Consider the following 17,988-nt stretch of genomic DNA (forward strand, 5'->3'; position numbering starts at 1 on the left):
GCGTCGTCCAGAACCCCCACAACAGCGGGATGCCGACCAGCAGCCAGGCAAGGACCAATTTGACAGAATTGCTGTTGTCTTGCGCCATGATCACTCTCCTTACGCTGCAGCCGGTTCGGCCTTCATGTGGAACCGTGCATCCACCGGCCGCATCATCAGGTTGAGCAGGAAACCGACGACGAGCAGGCCGGCCATAATGTACATGGTGACCGTGTAGGCATCGGCCTTCGCTACTCCTGCATCGATCTGGTACTGCCTGATGTAGTTGACCAGGACCGGCCCCAGCACGCCCGCCACCGACCACGCCGTCAGCAGGCGGCCATGGATGGCACCGACATACCGCACGCCGAAGACATCGCGCAGATAGGCCGGAATGGTGGAAAAGCCGCCGCCATACATGCTCAAGATGACGCCATAGAACAGCACGAACAGGAACACGTTGCCCGACTGGCCCGTCCACGGCACCACCGCATAAAGGATCACGCCCAGCACGAAGAAGACCGCGTAGGTCGTCTTGCGGCCGATATAGTCGCTGGTCGACGCCCAGAAGAAGCGGCCGAGCATGTTGAAGATCGATAGCAGGCCGACGAAGCCGGCGGCGGCGGCCGGCGTGATGCGTCCCGGGAACATCTCCTGGCTCATGGCGGAGGCTTGGCCGAGGACGCCGATGCCGGCCGTCACGTTGAGGCACAGCACGCCCCACAACAGCCAGAACTGCGGTGTCTTCAACGCGTCGTCGAGATGGACGTTGGCGGTTGTCACCATCGTGTTTTGTGTCGTCGGCGGCGTCCAGCCGGCCGGACGCCAGCCATCGGGCGGCACCCTGACGATGACAGCGCCGATCAGCATGAAGATGAAGTAGACAATGCCCAGCACGATGAAGGTTTCGGCGACACCGATATGCTGCGGGGTCGAAAACAGCTTCAGCAGATAGACCGAAAGCGGCGAAGCGATGAAGGCTCCGCCGCCAAACCCCATGATCGCCATGCCGGTCGCCATGCCCGGCCGGTCGGGAAACCAGGTGATCAGCGTCTTGACCGGCGAGATGTAACCGAGCCCGAGGCCGATGCCGCCCAGGACGCCGTAGCCGAGATAGATGATCCACAGTTGATGCAAGGTGACGCCGAGCGCCGACACGATGAAACCGCCACCGAAACAGCAGGCGGCCGCGACCATCGCCTTGCGCGGGCCGACGCGATCCAGCCAACCGCCGCCGAAGGCTGCCGCGAGGCCAAGAAACAGGATCGCGATCGAAAAAATCCAGCCGAGTCCGGTCAGCTTCCAGTCGTCGGGCGCCGAATCGGTGATACCGATCAGTTTCGACATCGGCAGGTTAAAGACGCTGAACGCGTAGGCCTGACCGATGCAAAGATGAATGCACAACGCCGCCGGCGGCACCATCCATCTGCTGAAACCGGGCTCGGCGATCGTGCGCGAGCGGTCGAGCCAGCCGCCGGCGTTTTCCCTGGTCGTTGCCATTCCATCCTCCCATGCAATGCTCCGATTCGAATAAACTAGGCGGAGCACGGGGCGGGACAACATGGAATAACTGCCATAATACCAATGTCTAAGGACATTGGGCTATCCGGCAAGCAGATCGCCAGGTCACCCCTGGCTATATTAGGACGAACTTACCAAACAAGCTGCCGGACAGGCGGCATCGAGCGAGGCTGACCTTGGCCGCTAGGCAACGCAAGGGAGGGACACTGCGGCGTCACTCACCAGTTGCGGTTCAGCCACTCACGCGACGGCCGCTCGATGACATAATAGCTGCAGAGCGCGCAGGCAAAGACCCCAGCCAGCATCAGCCATGGGTCGCTGCCTCGCTCATAGACGAATTTGTAGAATGGCTGCTGCCACAGATAGAGCGAATAGGACCATAGACCCAACGTCGCCATAGGCCAGGACGACAGCAGTCCAGAAAACAATCTCGTGCTGAAATCGAGAGCGTTGACGGCAAGCGCCAGGAGCGGCACGGCGACCAGATAGTGGATCGGGGTTGGTACCGGGTCCATGAACAGAAGCACCGCCGCGATGGCCGCCGCCACCGCCACATAAGGGCCCTTCAACAGGGCCGGCAGCTTGCCGTCGGTCTTCAGCAGGCAGATGGCGGCCGACAGCAGGATCGACGCAATATGCACGTCGGTGCGCCAGTATGTGGTCTCGTAGTCCATGTGCAGGAACCAGTACGAAACCGCACCGTTTGCCATGGCCAGCACCGCCAGCACCAGGAGCAGCGGGATGACGCGGCTACGGCTTGCGACAAGTGCGCTGATCGCTGCCAGGATGATGTAGGCATGCTCTTCGACACAGAGCGACCAGATGTGGTCGAGCGCGCCGGCGCGGTTCACGAGAATTCCGGCATAGTTGTAGGTGAATGTCAGCGCCGTCAGCGCCGCCTTCCATTTGAAGGCGACGAACGTGCCCGACAGCGCAATCATCGAAACGATCACGAACACCAGCAGCGCGGGATAGATGCGGGAGAAGCGGCGCTTGAAGAATTTCTTCAGCGGGTAGCGCTCGACGAACAGGATCTCGGCCATCAGCCGGCCGCTGAGCACGAAGAAGAATTCGACGCCCAGTACGCCGAGATTGATCCCTGCAACGGGAAAGAAATGGCCAATGAGCACCAGCGCGATCGAAAGTCCGCGCCAGCCGTCGAGATAGGCCAGTCTTGTCCTGGCGGATCTGTCGGCGACGGATCTTGGCGGCACAACATGCGTCGCGGAGATGTCGGTCATGCCGCTCCCTTCGCATTGAAACATGCGAATAGGGTCGCAGGTCGTGATGAACACTCCGAACCCGGCTCGCGTATGATCGCCGGCATAGTGCAGTGCAATATCGCTTTGTGCAAGTGCGAGATTGCCACAATGCGCCCATCTGCGGAAAAGGGGCGAGAAGTCCCTCTCCTGCCTGACAGGAGCAGGAAGGAATCAGGCGTTGGCGGCGGCCACCGCGCGCTTAGCCATGACCGCGACCAGATTGGCACGGTAGTCGGCGGAAGCGTGGATATCGCTCATCAGCTTGGTCGCCGGCACCTTGACGCCGTCGAGCGCCGAAGCCACGAAGTCCTTCGCGAGCGCGGCCTCGATCTCCTTCGAGCGGAAGACGCCATCGTCGCCGGCCCCGGTCACGGCCACCCTGACGCCGTCCTCACCCTTGGCCACGAACACGCCGACAATGGCGTAGCGGGAGGCCGGATTGCGGAATTTTTTATAGGCTGCCTTTGCCGGTGCGGTGAAGGTGACGGCCGTGAGGATTTCGCCGTCCTCCAGCGCCGTCTCGAACAGGCCTGTGAAGAACTTGTCGGCCGCGATCTGGCGCGTGTTGGTAATGATGGTGGCATTTAGCGCCAGCATGGCCGCTGGATAATCGGCCGCAGGGTCGTTGTTGGCGATCGAGCCGCCGATCGTGCCCCTATAGCGCACTGCCGGATCGCCGATCAGCGATGCCAGATGCGCGAGCGCCGGGCAGGCCTGTTTCAACTTGTCGTCGCTGGCAACATCGAAATGCGTGGTGGCGGCGCCGATCGTGACTGCCCTGCCGGACACTGTCACGCCTTGCAATTCCTTGATCCGCGACAGGTCGACGACATCGGAGGGGGCCGCCAGCCGCGTCTTCATGGCCGGGATCAGGGTCATGCCGCCCGACAGCAACTTGGCGTCGCCGCCCGTGACGAGCTTCGCGGCATCGGCGACTGAGGCGGCGCGGTGGTAATTGACTGCGTACATTTGGAGGCTCTCCCTGGTGAAGAGTGGATAGTCAGTAGTCAGTAGTCAGTAGTCAGTAGTGATTAGTGAGTAGGCATTGGTCGGTAACGTGGTGAATAGCGGGTGATCAATTGCCGCGGCAACCGCGTTTTTGTTCACTACTCACTATTCACTACTCACTCTCCTTTTTTCAGTGCTTCGCCGTCGCACGGATCGCGGCCCACACCGTAGACGGCGAAGCCGGCATGGCGATATCCGCGATTCCTATGGCGTCGGTGATGGCGTTGATCACCGCCGGCGGCGAGCCGATAGCGCCGGCCTCGCCGCAGCCCTTGATGCCGAGCGGATTGCCCGGACACGGCGTGTTCGAGGTCGAGACCTTGAACGAAGGCAGGTCATCCGCACGCGGCATGGTGTAGTCCATGTAGCTCGCTGTCAGAAGCTGGCCGTCGGCATCATAGTGGGCGCCTTCGAGCAGTGCCTGGCCGATGCCCTGCGCGATGCCGCCATGCACCTGGCCCTCGACGATCATCGGGTTGATGATGTTGCCGAAATCGTCGGCCGCGACGAACTGGATAATCTCGGTCGTTCCGGTCTCCGGATCGATCTCGACCTCGCAGATGTAGCAGCCGGCCGGAAAGGTGAAATTGGACGGGTCGTAAAACGCCGTCTCCTTCAATCCCGGCTCCATGCCACCGGGCAAATTATGAGCGGTATAGGCCGCCAGCGCCATCTGGAACCACGGCACGTTTTTGTCGGTGCCGGCGACCTTCAGCGCGCCGTTCTCGATGACGATGTCGCCCTCGTCGGCCTCGAGCAGGTGCGCCGCGATCTTCTTGGCCTTGGCCTCGACCTTGTCCAGCGCCTTGGCAATCGCCGACATTCCGACCGCGCCCGAGCGCGAGCCGTAGGTACCCATACCCATCTGCACCTTGTCAGTGTCGCCATGGACGATCGAGACGCTGTCGATCGGCACCCCAAACCGTTCGTTGACCAGTTGCGCGAAGGTCGTCTCATGGCCCTGGCCATGGCTGTGCGAGCCGGTCAGCACCTCGATGGTGCCGGCGGCATTGACGCGCACCTCGGCCGATTCCCAAAGGCCGACGCCGGCGCCGAGCGAGCCCACCGCGGCCGACGGCGCCAGGCCGCATGCTTCGATGTAGCAGCTCATGCCGATGCCGCGCAGCTTGCCGTTCCTGGCGGCCTCCGCCTTGCGTCCGGCAAAGCCGGCATAGTCGGCGGCCTCCATCGCCGCGTCGAGCGAGGCGCCATAGTCGCCGGCGTCATAGTTCATGATGACCGGCGTCTGGTGCGGAAACGTGGTGATGAAGTTGGTCCGCCGAAGCTCCGCCGGCGAGACGCCGAGTTCCCGCGCCGCGGTCTCCATCGTGCGCTCGATGAGATAGGTGGCTTCGGGCCGCCCTGCCCCCCTATAGGCATCGACCGGTGCTGTGTTGGTGTAGACCGTGCGGACATTGGCGTGGATCGCCGGGATATCGTACTGGCCCGACAGCAGCGTCGCGTAGAGATAGGTCGGCACGCAGGACGAGAACAGCGACATGTAGGCGCCGAGATTGGCCAACGTGTCGACCTTGAGACCGGTGATCCTGTTGTTCTTGTCGAAGGCCATTTCCACTGTCGAGACATGATCGCGGCCATGCGCATCGGAGAGGAAGCTCTCGGTGCGGTCGGCCACCCATTTCACCGGCACGCCGGTTTTCTTGGACGCCCACAGGCAGACGATTTCTTCTGGATAGATGTAGATCTTGGAGCCGAAACCGCCGCCGACATCGGGCGCGATGACGCGCAATTTGTTTTCCGGCGCAATGTTGTAGAAGGCGCTCATCACCAGCCGCGCGACATGCGGGTTCTGCGAGGTCGTCCAGCAGGTATAATGGTCTTCCGCCCTGTCGTAGTGGCCCAGCGCTGCCCGCGGCTCCATGGCGTTGGGCACCAGCCGGTTGTTGACGATTTTCATGCGGGTGACGTGGGAAGCCGCCTTGATCGCCGCGTCGGTCGCCTTGGCGTCGCCGATCTCCCAGTCGAAGATCAGATTGTTTTCGGCTTCCGGATGGAGTTGCGGAGCGCCCTTTTCGAGCGCCTTCGTCGCATCCACCACCGCCTCGAGTTCATTGTAGGTGATCTCGACCGCTTCGGCGGCGTCGCGCGCCTGCCCCTTGGTGTCGGCGACCACGACGACGACTGCATCGCCGACATAGCGAACCTTGTCGACCGCCAGCGGCGACCAGGCTCCCATCTTCATCGGGGAGCCCTCCTTGGAATGGATCATCCAGCCACAGATGAGATTGCCGATGCCATCGGCCTTCAGCTCCTTGCCGGTCAGCACGCCGATGACGCCCGGCATGGCTTGAGCTTTGTCGACGTCGATCTTCACGATCTGGGCATGCGCGTGCGGGCTGCGCACGAAGGCCGCATGCTTCATGCTGGGTACCACCATGTCGTCGACATAGCGACCGGCGCCGGTGATGAACCGCTTGTCTTCCTTGCGCGCCACGCGAGCGCCAACACCTTCAATGCCCATCAGAAATTCCTCCCGAATTGTAAGGCAGTAGGTGAGTAAGGCAGTAGGGCAGTAGGGGAATTGGCTCTGGTCCGTACTGCCGTACTGTTCATCTCACGCCGCTTGCCTGACCTTGCCGCTCATCCCCTCCGATGCGGCGAGGATCGCCTTGACGATGTTGTGGTAGCCGGTGCAGCGGCAGATGTTGCCCTCGAGCTCTGCGCGCACCGTCGCTTCGTCGAGGCCCTCGGGGTGGCGCTTGATCATGTCGGCCGCCGTCATGATCATGCCCGGCGTGCAGAAGCCGCATTGCAGTCCGTGATGCTCCTTGAACGCCGCCTGCACGGGATGCAGGTCGGCACCGTTGGCAAGTCCCTCGATCGTCACCACGCTCGATCCGGACGCCTGCACCGCGAGCATCGTACAGGACTTCACCGCCTTGCCGTCGACATGGACGACGCAGGCGCCGCATTGCGAGGTGTCGCAACCGACATGGGTGCCGGTGAGGCCGAGATTCTCCCGCAAGAAGTGAACCAGCAGCGTCCGGTCCTCGGCCGCACCGCGGACCTGTTTTCCGTTCACCATCAACGAAACGTCCGACATGAATCCTCCCTGGGTATCACCTTGGTCATCACGCTGCCGACGCGGTGTGGGCTTCGGCCATGCGTTATTCGTACACCGCACAAGCCGTAAAAAACAGCGCAGCGCAAAGCCGGATCATTGTACTTTCGGCCATGGCAGGGCGAAACACGCATTGCCCTCGCCCCATTGCCAAAATGCCGATTGGCGGCAACAATGGCTTTCGACGTTGGCGCGCAAGAAGCACATAAACAGCCGCGCACAGGCAGCGTCGGAGGAAATGCGGGAGAACGTCGCTGACCGTTTCACGGACGCGCTACGCATGCGGTTTGTCGGCGCTGACCACGGACGAGCCCGACCCGGACGTCTTCGCACGCGCGGTGGCGGCGGAGGCGGCCGCCATCGAGGCCGGCTTCGCCCTGTTGTTCTTTTCCCAGCGCCTTGTCGAGGCCGGCGCCCTTTCGCGCGCAATCGCGGCCCATGCGCCGGCGCTACACTACGCCGGCTGCTCGACCGCCGGCGAAATCACGCCGCAGGGCCTCGAGGAAGGCCATATCCTCGCCATGCTGCTCCCTTCGGGTTCATTCACCGCGGTCAGCACCACGGTCGACAACCTTTCGTCATCGGGCTTGGACAGGGTCACTGGTGATGTCGAGGATCTGCGACGCACGCTGCATGGGCGCATCGGCGGCGAGCGGACCAGGAACACCTTCGCGCTCTGTTTCATCGACGGACTGTCCTATGCCGAGGAAGCGGTGAGTTCGGCCATCCATTGGGGCCTCGATGACATACCACTGCTCGGCGGTTCCGCCGGTGACGACCTGAAATTCGAGACGACGAGCCTGATCTCCAACGGCAACGTCACCTCCGACAGCGCCATCATCGTGCTGGTCGCCACGGAAATCCCTTTCCATGTCTTCAAGACCGACAATTTCGTTCCCACCGACGAAAAGCTGGTGGTCACCGCGTCCGATCCCGATCACCGCATCGTGCGCGAGTTCAATGCCACCAATGCGGCCGAGGAATATGCCGCTTCGGTCGGCATCGTCGCGCAGACGCTGACGCCGCTGAGCTTCGCCTCGCATCCGGTGGTGGTGAAGGTAGGCGGTGAATATTACTGCCGCTCCATCCAGAAGATGCATGCGGACGGCTCGCTGTCGTTCTTCTGCGCCATCGACGATGGTGTCGTGCTGTCGATCGCCCAACCCAAGGACATGGTGGAATCGACCCGCGCGGCTCTGCTCGACGTCGAGGCGAGGCTTGGCGGCATCGACATGATCATCGGCTTCGACTGTGTCCTGCGCCGGCTGGATGCGCGCAACCGCCAGGTCTTTCGCGAGATTTCCGAACTCTACCGGGTCAACAACGTCATCGGCTTCGGCACCTATGGCGAACAATACCGGTCGATGCATCTCAACCAGACCTTCACCGGCATCGCCTTCGGCGAGCGCCCGGCCGCCGAGTGAGCGCTGCCGTGCCCCTCAAGGACATAGACGATCCCGACAGGCTGAAGAAGATCAACGCTGCGCTGGTCAGCCGCGTCGAGCGCTCGATGGACCAGCAAGGCAACGCCTTCTCGCTGTTCCAGACCGCGATCTCACTGGAAAGCAGGGTACGCGCTCGCACCGAGGAACTGCACTCGACCTTGCGGCGGCTGGAACAATCGAACATCGACCTCAGCGCCGCCAAGGAAAATGCCGAGCAGGCGAACCTGTCCAAGACCCGCTTTCTCGCGGCGGCCAGCCACGACGTGCTGCAGCCGTTGAATGCGGCGCATCTGTCCGTCTCCGCCCTTGCCGAAGTGCAGACCAGCGACGAGGGCCGGAAACTGGTACGGCAGGTCGAGCGCTCGCTGGAGACGATGGAGGACCTGCTGCGCACGCTGCTCGACATCTCCAAGCTCGATGCGGGTGTGGTCCAGCCCGACATTGGCGACGTCAGCCTGGAGGCGCTGTTCTCGTCGCTGCGGTCGGATTTCCAGCCTGTGGCCGAACTGAAGGGCCTGTCGCTGAAATTCCGCGCCGTCAACGCCGTGGTTCGCTCCGATCGCACGCTGCTGCGCCGCATCCTGCAGAACATCCTCTCCAATGCGCTGGGCTACACCCGCTCGGGCGGTGTCCTTGTCGGCACCAGGCACCGCGGCGATGCCATCCGCATCGATGTCGCCGACACCGGCTGCGGCATTCCCGACGACCAGCGCGAGGCGGTGTTCGAGGAATTTCATCGCGGCATCATGCCTGCCAATGCCGAACTCGCCGGCGGCGGCCTCGGCCTTGGGCTGGCCATCGTGCGGCGCATCGCCGGCGCGCTCGGCCATCCCGTGACGTTTTCCTCGAAGGTCGGTCGCGGCACGATTTTTCACATCGATGTCCCCGTCGGCATCGGTGCCACGGCGGACGCCGTCGCCAGCGCTGCAAGCCTGGAGCGGCCGCGCGGCTACGGCTTGTTCGGCACCAAGGTTCTGCTGGTCGAGAACGATGTCGAGGTGCTGCAGGCGATGACCTCGTTGCTCGAACGCTGGCAATGCCTGGTGCGCGCCGCGACCTCGACCGACGACGCGCTCGACATGCTCGGCGACACGGACTGGGTGCCCGACATCGTCATAGCCGACCAGCATCTCAACGGCGGCGATCTCGGCACCGCCACCATATCGAAGGTCCGCCGCTATCTCGGCCGCGCGGTGCCGGCGCTGATCGTCACCGCCGACAGTTCCGAAGCCGTCGCCAAGGCGGCGCGGGCCGGCGGCATCGAGTTGATGCGCAAGCCGCTCAAGCCCGCGCAACTAAGGGCGCTGCTGGCACATCTGCTGGCTTAGACCTGCCCCTCAAAACCCCGCCTGATCCCTGAAAAGCTCCGCATTATCAAGCTTCGAAACCTCGATCACCGCTTGCGTGCGGCTGTAGACGTTGAGCTTGCGCAGGATCTCCGAGACGTGCGCCTTGACTGTGGTCTCGCCCACTTGCAGCTCATAGGCGATCTGCTTGTTGAGCAGGCCCTGGCGTAGCATCTGCAACACGCGCAACTGCTGCGGCGTCAATGTCGAAAGGCGCTGCACCATGTCGGCGCGGTCGGTGCTGTCGGCGTCGGGCGGGCGGCCCTCATAAGTTTCCGGAACATAGATGGCACCTTCCATCACCGAGCGTATGGCGTTGGCCAGATCGCTCTTGCGCGCCGATTTCGGGATGAAGCCGGCAGCACCGTAGGACAGCGCCTCGGAGATGATCTTGGGCTCCTCGTAACCGGATACTATGACCACGGGCAGGCGCGGATAGCGGGTCCGAAGCTGCAGCAACCCCTCGAAGCCGTGCACCCCGGGCATGCTGAGATCGAGCAGGGCAAGGTCGAACGGCTTTGTCCCGGCCAGCAGGTCGAGTGCCTCGGCGATCGAGCGCGCCTCCACCGTGTCGACCTCCGGGTAGGCCATCTGCACGGCGCTGTGCAGCGCCTCGCGAAACAGCGGATGATCGTCGATGATCAGGAACCGGGCGCTGTCAGTGGCTGCTGTCATGTGGCTCGTTTCGGTTTGCCGCCCGCAGTATAATCCCGCGACCATGGCCGACTTATTGGCAAATAGTCTATCCCAGCGGACGATGCATCGCCGCGAAAGTGATGGAAACTCCGGATTCCTTATACGGCCGGCCGGCCAATGCTTTATGAAAAGCGACGCCTTGCCCGGCCTCTCAATTCGGCCGAAGGTGCCCGCGGCCCGACATCCAACTGCAGAGACAGACCATGACCGCCTTTGTCCTCCCCGCTCCGCCAACGCCCTCGGTCGCGGTGGCCGGCTCGAACGAGCGATTTGCGGTGCGCCGCATCTTCTGCGTCGGGCGCAACTACGCCGCGCATATCAGGGAGTTCGGCAATGACGAGCGCGATCCACCCTTCTTCTTCACCAAGCCCGCCGATGCGGTGGCAGACTCCGGCGCTACGATCCCCTACCCGCCGCTGACGACCAACCTGCACCATGAGATCGAACTGGTGGTCGCGATCGGCAAGCCGGGCTTCCGCATCCCGCGCGCCCAGGCGCTGGATTATGTCTGGGGCTATGCCGTCGGCATCGACCTCACCCGCCGCGATCTCCAGGACGAAGCCAAGAAAGCGGCGCGGCCCTGGGACTGGTCGAAGGCTTTCGACCTCTCCGCGCCGTGCGGTCCTCTGGTTCCCGCGCAAAAATCCGGCCATCCGAGCCAGGGCCGTATCTGGCTGGCTGTCGACGGCAAGATCCGGCAGGACGCCGATCTCGCCGAGTTGATCTGGCCGATCTCCGACATCGTCTCGATCTGCAGCGAAGGCATGGAATTGCAGCCAGGCGACCTCATCTTCACCGGCACGCCGGCCGGCGTCGGCAAGGTCAACCCTGGGGAGACGATGACCGGCGGCGTCGACGGCATCGGCACGATCGAAGTGACCATCGGCCAGCCAAATCGGTGAATGCGTGAGCGACATCGTCCTTCACAACTACTACCGCTCCTCCACCTCCTACAGGGTGCGGATTGCGCTTGAGATGAAGGGGCTGACCTATGACTACGTGCCGCATCACCTGCGCCATGGCGAGCATCTCGAACCGGCCTATCTCGCGGTCAACCCGCAGGGCCTGGTGCCGGCGCTGATCCTGGGCGACGGCACCCTGCTGACGCAATCGCTGGCGATCATCGAATTTCTCGACGAGACGACGCCCGAACCGCCTCTGCTGCCGAAGGACGCAGTTGGGCGCGCCCGCGTCAGGATGCTGGCGCAGATGATTGCCTGCGATATCCATCCGGTGAACAATCTGCGTATCCTGACCGCGCTGCGAACCCTGTTCGGCGCCGGCGACGAGGATGTCGCCAACTGGTTCCGGCACTGGGTCAAAGAGGGTTTCAAGCCACTCGAAAACCTGTTGGGGGCTTCGCCCGAGACCGGCACGTTCTGCCACGGCGACACGCCGGGGCTGGCCGATATCTGCCTGGCGGCACAAGTCACCAGCAATGCCCGTTTCGGCGTCGATATGGCGCCCTACCCGACGATCTCGCGCATCAACGCCGCTTGCATGGCCCTGCCGGCCTTCCAGAACGCCGCGCCGCACAACCAGATCGATGCCGAGTAACCTTCATTCGCCAACGCGCAGCGTCGCCATCGGCGTATGCCCAAACGGCCGACTTGTCTGGCGGAATCGATTTCCGCTTGACCGGCCAGGGAATCGGCTATCGTTTCCCGAAGTGCGCGCAAGGTGGAGTTGCCGATGAAAGCCGTCGTCTTCGAAAAATTCGGCGAGGCGCCGACGATCCAGACCGTTCCCGATCCGAAGCCGGCGCCGGACGGCGTCGTCATCAAGGTCGAGGCGACAGGCCTGTGCCGCAGCGATTGGCACGGCTGGATGGGCCATGACGCCGATATCCGCTTGCCGCATGTCCCCGGTCACGAGCTGGCCGGCGTCGTGGTAGCCGCCGGCAAGCAGGTGACCCGCTGGAAGGCTGGCGAGCGCGTCACCGTCCCGTTCGCCGTCGGCTGCGGCCACTGTTTCGAATGCACGTCCGGCAATCACCAGGTCTGCGAGCACCAGTCCCAGCCGGGCTTCAACGCCTGGGGCTCGTTCGCCGAATATGTCGCCATCGAGCACGCCGACACAAACCTCGTGCGCCTGCCCGACGAGATGGAATTCGCCACTGCCGCCAGCCTCGGCTGCCGCTTCGTCACCTCGTTCCGCGCCATCGTCGATCAGGGCCGGGTGACGCCGGGCGAGTGGGTGGCGGTGCATGGCTGCGGCGGCGTCGGCCTCTCGGCGATCATGATCGCCAGCGCCATGGGCGCCAATGTCATCGCCATCGACCTCACCGAAGAGAAGCTGGACTTCGCCAGGAAGATCGGCGCGGTGGCGACCATCAACGCGGCGACGACCCCGAATGTCGTCAAGGCGGTCAAGCAGATCACCAATGGCGGCGTGCACATGTCCATGGATGCGCTCGGCCACCCCACGACCTCGTTCAATTCGATCGCCAATCTGCGCCGGCGCGGGCGCCATGTGCAGGTGGGCCTGATGCTGGGCGATCACGCCCGCCCGCAGGTGCCGATGGACAAGGTGATCGCGTTCGAGCTCGAAATCCTCGGCAGCCACGGCATGCAGGCCTACCGCTACCCCGCGATGATGGAGATGATCCGCACCGGCAAGCTGAAACCCGAGCTTCTGGTCGGCAAGAAGATCAGCCTTGAGGAGGCGCCGGCTGCACTGATGGCGATGGGCGGCTTCGAAGGCATCGGCATCGGTGTGGTGACGAAGTTTTAGCCAGCGGCGCCGGTTGTGGGCCGTGGCAAATCCCGCCTGGCAAACTTTTTGGCGCCGAATACGCACAGCACCACGCCGAGCGTGATGACGACCATCAGGGGACTGACCTGCTCATGCAGCAGTGACGCCGCCAGGGCGAGGCCAAAGAAGGGCTGCAGCAGTTGCAACTGCCCCACGGCGGCGATGCCGCCTTGCGCGAGGCCGCGATACCAGAACACGAAGCCGATCAGCATGCTGAACAGCGAGACATAGGCAAGCCCGATCCAGGCATTGGTCCCGACCGTGGCGAAGGACGGTGGCAGGGTTACCACGGTCAGCACAAGCATGACCGGCAGTGACAACACCAGCGCCCAGCAGATCACCTGCCAACCGCCCAGCCTGCGCGACAGCGCGGCGCCTTCTGCGTAGCCCAGGCCGCACACGATGATGGCGGCAAGCATCAGTGCGTCGCCAACGGGTGAGGCCGTCATGCCTTGCGCAAGGGCAAACCCACCCACCAACGCGCTGCCGAGGCATGAGAACAGCCAGAAGGCCGGTCTCGGCCTCTCGCCCCCGCGCAGCACGCCGAAGATCGCGGTCGCCAGCGGCAGCAGGCCGACGAAGATGATGGAATGGGCAGAGGTGACATGCTTCAGCGCCAAGGCTGTCAGCAACGGAAAGCCGACCACGACACCCAACGCGACGATGACAAGCGACATCAGGTCATGACGCTCCGGGCGCTTCTCGCGGAAGACGAGCAGCAGCGCGAGGCCAAGCAAGGCTGCTATCACCGCGCGCGCCGACGTCAGGAACGTCGGATCGAAGTCCATCACCGCCACGCGCGTTGCCGGCAAGGAGCCGCTGAAAATCAACACGCCGATGAATCCGCTCACCCAGCCGCTCGTCGTCTTATCCATTGAGGCACTCCATCCGTTGCGCCCTCTATCGGGCCCATACCCATGGCGCTACCAGAGACAATGCAGTACAATTCAACAAAACTGTCATGGTTTACCGGAAGGTACAGATGAACGAATCAGCGAGATTCGACAACAGCGGAACCCTTGTCGAAGGCGTCATGGCCACCATCCGCCAGCGAATTGCCGCGCGCAGCCTCACGCCCGGCGCCCGATTGCCCTCGATCCGCGCCTTCGCGAAATCCATGCAAGTTTCCAAATCGACAGTGGTCGAGGCCTATGAGCGACTGGCGGCGGAAGGCGCGATCCGTTCCCGGCCAGGCTCCGGCTTCTATGCCGCCGGATCGCTGGCGCCGCTGTCGCTGGCCGAGATCGGCCCCCGACTCGATCGCGCCGTCGATCCGCTCTGGGTTTCGCGGCAGTCGCTGGAAGCGGGCGATGAGATGCTGAAGCCCGGCTGCGGCTGGCTGCCCGCCTCGTGGATGCCTCAGGCAGCGCTACGTCGCGCGCTGCGCAACGTGGCGCGCGCCGATGATGTGGCCCTTGCCGACTACGGCACGCCGCTCGGGCTGCCGCCGCTGCGCCAATTGCTGGCGCGGCGCATGGCCACGCATGGCATCGAGGCTTCCCCCGAACAGATCATGCTGACGGAATCGGGCACGCAGGCCATCGACCTCCTGTGCCGGTTCCTGCTCGAACCCGGCGATACAGTGCTGGTCGACGATCCCTGCTATTTCAATTTCCACGCACTGTTGCGTGCCCATCAGGCCAAGGTCGTCAGCGTCCCCTATACGCCATCGGGACCGGATATCGACTTGTTCGCGCAGGCGCTGGCCGAGCATCGGCCGCGCCTCTACATCACCAACTCCGCCATCCACAACCCGACCGGCGCGATCCTGTCGCCGGTCACCGCGCACCGGCTGCTCAAGCTCGCCGATCAATCGGACCTGACCATCGTCGAGGACGACATCTTCGCCGACTTCGAACACGCTCCTGCCCCAAGGCTCGCGGCTTTCGACGGTCTCGAGCGTGTCGTCCATATCGGTAGTTTCTCCAAGACGCTTTCGGCCTCGATACGCTGCGGGTTCATCGCCGCGCCCCGTGACTGGATGGAAGGGCTGGCCGACCTCAAGATCGCCACCACCTTCGGCGGCGGGCGGCTCGCGGCCGAATTGGTGCTGACCCTGCTCAGGGATGGCAGCTATCGCAAGCACATGGACCTGCTGCGCGCCCGGCTCTCACGCGCCATGATCGAGACAGGCGCTCGGCTGAAGGCGATCGGGATCACGCCCTGGATCGAGCAGCCCGCCGGTCTGTTCCTCTGGTGCAGCCTGCCGGATGCAGTGGACGCAGCCGAGGTTGCCCGCCGCGCGCTTGCGGCCAATGTCGTGCTGGCGCCCGGGAACGCGTTCAGCCTGTCGCAATCAGCCAGCCGATTCCTGCGCTTCAACGTTGCGCAATGCGAAGACGAGCGGATTTTCAAGGTGCTAGAGGCAGCCATGCCGCGCTGACGGCTGCGGCGCGGCTTGCGCGATCAGGACTTCACGCAAATGTCGCGCACACAACTCCGCAGCCAGCGCTGCGCCGGATCGGCATCGAGCCGCGGATGCCAGAGCATGGAAATGGTGACCGCCGGAATGTCGACCGGCAGGGAAAAAGTCTGCATGCCGGCGCGCGCGCCTTGCGTATGCCGCTCGGGCACGCTGGCGATCAGCTCCGAGGCGCGCGCCATCGCGAGCGCGGCCGAAAAACCGGAAGCCATGCACACGACCATTCGTTGCAATCCGAGCCGGCTCAAGGCCTGGTCGATCGGCCCCCTTTCGCGGCCCCGCCGCGAAACATTGATGTGGCGGCCGGCCGCATAGCGTTCCGGCGTCATCGCGCCCTGGCCCAGCGGATGGCCGCTGCGCACCGCGCAGACGAAACGGTCGCGAAAAAGCGTCTGGATGCGCACCTCCGGCCCGGTCTCGCCGGCCACACCTACTTCCAGGTCGATCGCCGCTTCGCGCAGTGACGCCATGTCCTTGTCCGACTTCGGCGCGAAACGCAGCCGCACGCCCGGCGCATCGGCCTGGATGCGGGCGATCAGGCGCGGCCCGAACTCCTCGACGAAGCTTTCATTGGTGCGCAGCGTGAAGGTCCTCTCCAGGCCCGGCAGATCAAGCAGCCTCGCCGGGCGCAGCAGCGTTTCCGCATCCTGAACCACACGACCGACCTGCTGGCGCAGTTCCTGCGCGCGTGGCGTTGGAACCAGACCGCGACCGGCCCGCACCAGCAGCGGATCTCCCGTCGCCGCGCGCAGGCGCGCCAGCGTGCGGCTCATCGCCGAGGGGCTGAGCCGTAATCGCGTCGCCGCACGCGCCACGCTGCCTTCGTCCAGCAGGACATCGAGGGCGACGAGCAGGTTGAGATCGGGCGGCGACATGGTTCGATCCTAGCACGAAATCCGCTGATGTGGCGTGCAACGCACGAATAGAATGCAAATGCTGCGCGTTCCGCCACATCCTGCAAACGATTAGATCTTCGAAGCTTCGACCTGAAGCCGACAAAGGGAGATCGCCGTGGCAGTCACTGAGCAACATCGCAACGAGCACGCATCGGTCGCACAGAAAATCCCATCGGCTGGATGGGCGCTGGCGAGCCTGTCGCTGGCCACGCTGCTGTCGTCGCTCGGCACCAGCATCGCCAGCGTCGGTCTTCCCGCGCTGATGCAGGCATTCGATGCCTCGTTCCAACAGGTGCAATGGGTCGTGATTGCCTATCTGCTCGCCATCACCATCCTGATCGTCAGTGCCGGGCGCCTCGCAGACATGCTCGGGCGGCGACCGCTGCTGCTTTTCGGCATCGCGCTGTTCACATCTGCGTCGGTGCTCTGCGGCCTCTCGCCGGCTTTGTGGCTGCTGATCGCGGCGCGGGCGGTGCAAGGGCTTGGCGCGGCGCTGATGATGGCGCTGACATTGGCCCTTGTCGCCGAGACGGTGAGCAAGGCCAGGACCGGCAGCGCCATGGGCCTGCTCGGCGCCATGTCGGCCATCGGCACCACGCTCGGCCCCTCCATGGGCGGCCTGCTGATCGCCGCTCTCGGCTGGCGTTCGATTTTCCTGGTCAACGTGCCGCTCGGCATCCTGACCTTTGCAATGGCCTGGCGTGCTTTGCCTACCGGCAACCGGACGGTGCGGACCGGCCAAGCCGGCTTCGATGGTTTGGGCACGGGCCTGCTGGCCCTGGCATTGGCGGCTTACGCATTGGCGATGACACTGGGTAGAGGCAGTTTCGGCCCCATCAACATCGGCCTGCTGGTCGCGGCTGGCATCGGCATCTTCCTGTTCGCCACGGCGCAAAGGATGGCGAAAAACCCATTGGTCGAGCTTTCCGCCTTCCGCGATCTCTCACTGAGCACCAGCCTTGCCATGAACCTGATCGTCGCCACGGTGATGATGGCGACCTTGGTGGTCGCGCCGTTCTATCTCTCGCGCGGGCTCGGACTGGACGCGGCAAACGCCGGACTGGTGCTCTCGACAGGCCCGCTGGTTTCGGCGCTGTCGGCGTTGCTTGCCGGACGCCTTGCCGATCGCTTCGGAGCCAAAAGGATGATGGTCGCGGGCCTGCTCGGCCTTGCCACGGGCACGTTCCTCCTGTCCCTGGCGATAACGACACTCGGCATCGTCAGCTATGTCGTCCCCATCACCGTGACCTGCTTCGGCTATGCCCTGTTCCAGACAGCGAACAACGCCGCCGTCATGAGCAGCGTCGGCGGCGGTCAACGCGGCGTCATCTCCGGCCTGCTCAATCTGTCGCGCAACCTTGGCCTCATCACGGGCGCCTCCGTGATGGGCGCCCTATTCGCCGCCGCATCGGCCGGAGGACGTGAAGCCGGCGGCCAAGGCATGCTGACGTCAGCGGCGGCGGCCAGCGGAATGCAGGTGACCTTCCAGACGGCAACGGCACTGGCGGTGGCGGCGCTGGCGCTCAGCCTTTTGCCGAGCCGGCGGGCGGAGAATGCCTGACGAAGATCAATTCAGG

Annotated in this window: 15 protein-coding genes; 7 read left to right on the top strand and 8 right to left on the bottom strand. The window is 63.9% G+C overall.

Annotated features, from left to right (window positions below; translation table 11 throughout):
• Positions 1-99: 99 nt before the first annotated feature.
• The 5 genes from FJ426_RS16020 to FJ426_RS16040 form a co-directional block, all read right to left on the bottom strand.
• A complete protein-coding gene (locus FJ426_RS16020; protein ID WP_140495731.1) occupies positions 100-1,479 on the bottom strand; it encodes an OFA family MFS transporter in 1,380 nt (459 codons plus the stop codon).
• A 239-nt stretch (positions 1,480-1,718) separates the two neighbouring features.
• Positions 1,719-2,741, bottom strand: coding sequence for an acyltransferase (locus FJ426_RS16025; protein ID WP_140517169.1), 1,023 nt, complete (start codon positions 2,739-2,741; stop codon positions 1,719-1,721).
• A gap of 192 nt (positions 2,742-2,933) precedes the next feature.
• The gene (locus tag FJ426_RS16030) at positions 2,934-3,731 is read right to left on the bottom strand and encodes a xanthine dehydrogenase family protein subunit M (RefSeq protein ID WP_140555122.1); all 798 of its coding nucleotides are present in this window, start codon (positions 3,729-3,731) and stop codon (positions 2,934-2,936) included.
• A 169-nt stretch (positions 3,732-3,900) separates the two neighbouring features.
• Positions 3,901-6,252: a xanthine dehydrogenase family protein molybdopterin-binding subunit gene (locus FJ426_RS16035; RefSeq protein WP_140559660.1), complete on the bottom strand. Its 2,352-nt coding sequence runs from the start codon at positions 6,250-6,252 to the stop codon at positions 3,901-3,903.
• Between the two features lie 93 nt (positions 6,253-6,345).
• Complete coding sequence (locus tag FJ426_RS16040; RefSeq protein ID WP_140521053.1) at positions 6,346-6,834, bottom strand: (2Fe-2S)-binding protein; 489 nt, start codon at positions 6,832-6,834, stop codon at positions 6,346-6,348.
• Positions 6,835-7,139: 305 nt separating this feature from the next.
• On the opposite strand from FJ426_RS16040, the gene FJ426_RS16045 reads away from it, so the two are divergent.
• Together FJ426_RS16045 and FJ426_RS16050 are read left to right on the top strand one after the other, a co-directional pair.
• Positions 7,140-8,276, top strand: coding sequence for an FIST signal transduction protein (locus FJ426_RS16045; RefSeq protein ID WP_140495726.1), 1,137 nt, complete (start codon positions 7,140-7,142; stop codon positions 8,274-8,276).
• 8 nt (positions 8,277-8,284) lie between these two features.
• Entirely contained in the window at positions 8,285-9,625 is a 1,341-nt protein-coding gene (locus FJ426_RS16050) for a hybrid sensor histidine kinase/response regulator (protein WP_140559659.1), read from the top strand.
• Between the two features lie 9 nt (positions 9,626-9,634).
• Here the strand turns inward: FJ426_RS16050 and FJ426_RS16055 are convergent, their stop codons facing one another.
• Positions 9,635-10,318 (bottom strand): response regulator transcription factor, encoded by a 684-nt coding sequence (locus tag FJ426_RS16055; protein ID WP_140495724.1) that lies wholly within the window; start codon positions 10,316-10,318, stop codon positions 9,635-9,637.
• Between the two features lie 224 nt (positions 10,319-10,542).
• Here FJ426_RS16055 and FJ426_RS16060 point away from each other — a divergent pair, with 224 nt between their 5' ends.
• From FJ426_RS16060 to FJ426_RS16070, 3 genes are all read left to right on the top strand, one after another.
• Positions 10,543-11,241, top strand: a complete 699-nt coding sequence (locus tag FJ426_RS16060) for a fumarylacetoacetate hydrolase family protein (protein ID WP_140559658.1) — start codon at positions 10,543-10,545, stop codon at positions 11,239-11,241.
• A gap of 4 nt (positions 11,242-11,245) precedes the next feature.
• Positions 11,246-11,896: a maleylacetoacetate isomerase gene (maiA, locus tag FJ426_RS16065; RefSeq protein WP_140559657.1), complete on the top strand. Its 651-nt coding sequence runs from the start codon at positions 11,246-11,248 to the stop codon at positions 11,894-11,896.
• Between the two features lie 135 nt (positions 11,897-12,031).
• A complete protein-coding gene (locus tag FJ426_RS16070; RefSeq protein WP_140495721.1) occupies positions 12,032-13,072 on the top strand; it encodes a zinc-dependent alcohol dehydrogenase family protein in 1,041 nt (346 codons plus the stop codon).
• Here FJ426_RS16070 and FJ426_RS16075 read toward each other — a convergent pair.
• Positions 13,069-13,968, bottom strand: coding sequence for a DMT family transporter (locus FJ426_RS16075; RefSeq protein WP_140559656.1), 900 nt, complete (start codon positions 13,966-13,968; stop codon positions 13,069-13,071). The two genes, FJ426_RS16070 and FJ426_RS16075, sit on opposite strands and share 4 nt — an antisense overlap.
• 107 nt (positions 13,969-14,075) lie before the next feature.
• On the opposite strand from FJ426_RS16075, the gene FJ426_RS16080 reads away from it, so the two are divergent.
• The gene (locus FJ426_RS16080) at positions 14,076-15,476 is read left to right on the top strand and encodes a PLP-dependent aminotransferase family protein (protein ID WP_140559655.1); all 1,401 of its coding nucleotides are present in this window, start codon (positions 14,076-14,078) and stop codon (positions 15,474-15,476) included.
• 23 nt (positions 15,477-15,499) lie between these two features.
• On the opposite strand, the gene FJ426_RS16085 is transcribed toward FJ426_RS16080, so the two are convergent.
• Positions 15,500-16,390 (bottom strand): LysR family transcriptional regulator, encoded by an 891-nt coding sequence (locus tag FJ426_RS16085; RefSeq protein WP_140825298.1) that lies wholly within the window; start codon positions 16,388-16,390, stop codon positions 15,500-15,502.
• Between the two features lie 136 nt (positions 16,391-16,526).
• Between FJ426_RS16085 and FJ426_RS16090 the strand changes: the two genes are divergently transcribed.
• Positions 16,527-17,972 carry an MFS transporter gene (locus tag FJ426_RS16090; RefSeq protein ID WP_140521059.1) on the top strand — a complete coding sequence of 482 codons (1,446 nt, stop codon included), beginning with the start codon at positions 16,527-16,529 and terminating at the stop codon, positions 17,970-17,972.
• Positions 17,973-17,988: the final 16 nt, after the last annotated feature.

The organism is Mesorhizobium sp. B2-6-4 (assembly GCF_006441495.1).
GTDB lineage: Bacteria > Pseudomonadota > Alphaproteobacteria > Rhizobiales > Rhizobiaceae > Mesorhizobium.